Origin of the sequence: Streptomyces sp. SolWspMP-5a-2, assembly GCF_900091845.1 — a bacterium.
GTDB classification, from domain to species: domain Bacteria; phylum Actinomycetota; class Actinomycetes; order Streptomycetales; family Streptomycetaceae; genus Streptomyces; species Streptomyces doudnae.
In genome coordinates this window covers 1-1,397 of sequence record NZ_FMCI01000383.1, presented here as the reverse complement: position 1 = coordinate 1,397, position 1,397 = coordinate 1, and the positions used below count along the sequence as shown (strand labels likewise).

General features: G+C 66.1%; 1 protein-coding gene and 2 pseudogenes. 1 reads left to right on the top strand and 2 read right to left on the bottom strand.

What is annotated here, in order from left to right:
* Positions 1 to 134: 134 nt before the first annotated feature.
* Both GA0115242_RS41100 and GA0115242_RS42665 read right to left on the bottom strand, forming a co-directional pair.
* A complete protein-coding gene (locus tag GA0115242_RS41100) occupies positions 135 to 296 on the bottom strand; it encodes a hypothetical protein (protein ID WP_176729994.1) in 162 nt (53 codons plus the stop codon).
* Positions 297 to 464: 168 nt separating this feature from the next.
* A pseudogene (locus GA0115242_RS42665) lies at positions 465 to 652 on the bottom strand (MerR family transcriptional regulator); the annotation flags it as partial.
* A 617-nt stretch (positions 653 to 1,269) separates the two neighbouring features.
* Here GA0115242_RS42665 and GA0115242_RS42160 point away from each other — a divergent pair.
* Positions 1,270 to 1,397, top strand: a pseudogene (locus tag GA0115242_RS42160) (transporter); the annotation flags it as partial.

The window sequence follows — 1,397 nt, the reverse complement described above, 5'->3', positions numbered from 1 at the left end:
CGATCAGGGCGACACCGACACCGCACGCACCCGATGGACCCAAGCCGCCGACGCCGGCAACACCGACGCGGCGGCTGCCCTGGCCCGACTGGAGGAGCAGTGAGCCGGGCACGCTCGTCTGCCGGTACCGCGCGTCAGCTCCGGGTCCAGCCGCGGGCTTCGAGGTGGGTGAGCGCGGCGCCGGGGGCCCGGCGGCCCGTGTCGACCATCCAGCCGCGCACCGCGGCGGCCACGTCACCGCCGGCGGCGTCGACGCGGTTCTTCCATTCGGAAGCGTCGAAGCCGGCCTCGCCCATCCCGAGGCCAGCCGAGTTGCCCTACACGGCCACCAGCAGCTCGTGAACCACGGCCCCTTTGATCAGAATCTCGGACCGCAGCATCGCATCGATCAGCGGCACGATCGCATCCACCTTCCCGCCGACGGCCGTGTCCGGGCTCAGCCCGACGAGGCGGAGCCCCGGTACTCAGCTGTAGTAGGCGATCTTCTCGTCGAGGACTTTCATGGCCCGGCACAGCGCCGCCACCCGCTCCTCCAGTGCGGCACGGCGCTCGCGGAGGAAGGCGACCCGGTCCCCAGGAAGTGCTCGGCGCGCAGGACGGCGACGAACCCCCGCAGGTCCGCGATGCCGAGGCCGGTCTCTCGGAAGCACGTGGGGCGGCAGATCGCCCGTGCCCTCACCCTGCAGCTGGACTTCGCCGGCGGCGCCGTCCCAGATCCTGTGGAGCGCTTCTCGACTGATTTGCATGGCCGGCGACTTCACCCGCTACTGGTTCGAGGAGGAGGGCGCCGAGGAGGGCCTGCTCGACGCAATCGGGGAGTTAGAGGGGCCTCTATCTGTAGATCGCATGAGTGCGTTAAGTCGACTACTCGGTGTGACGAGACCGCCTCGGTGCACCCTCCCGAGCCATTGCGCATTCTATGATGCGTCGTCGAAATGAAAGCCCTGCAGTCCGGGCTGCTGGGGTAATTGCCTCAGCCTCGAAGGGGGATCAGTTCTGTTCGTGGCCATGCGCGATGAAGAAGGCGCTTAGAAGACGCCTACCGCATATTACTTAGACCCTGTCTGACCTGCAATTTAGCGTTTACCTGACATGGTGTCAGGGGTTCTGTGGGACGCATATGGGATTCGACCATTCGGGCGATCTGCGAGACGGCATGGCCCGCTTCTGGTCTGAACGCGCGTCATCACTTCACCCACACACGCTTGGGGTCCCTGCCGGAAACAATCTGACACCTTCTCGGCGTTGGCGGTATCTGAGGAGGGGAAGGTGTCGGGCCTGAAGCTGTTCCGCGCGAACACGACGAATAGCGGCATGACGGAGGTCATGCCGCGTCTTGCTGAGGTCGAGGCTGACGTGCAGGGCCTCGTCGAGACATACATGGAGGTGCTACTGGG